This window comes from Pseudoalteromonas rubra (genome assembly GCF_005887095.1).
GTDB lineage: Bacteria > Pseudomonadota > Gammaproteobacteria > Enterobacterales > Alteromonadaceae > Pseudoalteromonas > Pseudoalteromonas rubra_E.
Genome location: NZ_PNCI01000171.1, coordinates 1 through 369 on the forward strand (window position 1 = coordinate 1; position 369 = coordinate 369).

Annotated in this window: 1 protein-coding gene; it reads left to right on the forward strand. The window is 47.4% G+C overall.

What is annotated here, in order from left to right; genetic code table 11:
* Nucleotides 1–34 precede the first annotated feature (34 nt).
* On the forward strand, nt 35–369 hold a 335-nt coding region (gene sixA / locus CWB99_RS23755; protein WP_138686252.1), incomplete at its 3' end, for a phosphohistidine phosphatase SixA.

Here is a 369-nt window from a genome sequence, read left to right on the forward strand (position 1 = left end):
AAAACTTTTTTGCTAATTAGTTGATTTCTTTGCAATGAAAACCATTTTAATCATGCGCCATGGGGAAGCTCAAGCGCTACAAGCGCAAGACCACTTGCGCGAACTGACTCAAAGAGGTCGGCAACAAGCTGATCATGTAGGCCAATGGTTAGCACAAAGGTTTAAACCACAAGGCTTGTTAGTGAGCCCTTATGTGCGCGCTCAGCAGACGGCCGAGTGTGTCAAAGAACATTGCCGAGGTTTCACCTTGGAGCAAACGTGCGATGACATTATCCCCAGCGCTAATGCGAAAACCGCCGTTGACTACTTACAAGCACTCACCGAAGTTCATACTGAAATAGACACCTGGTTAGTGGTGGCACACATGCC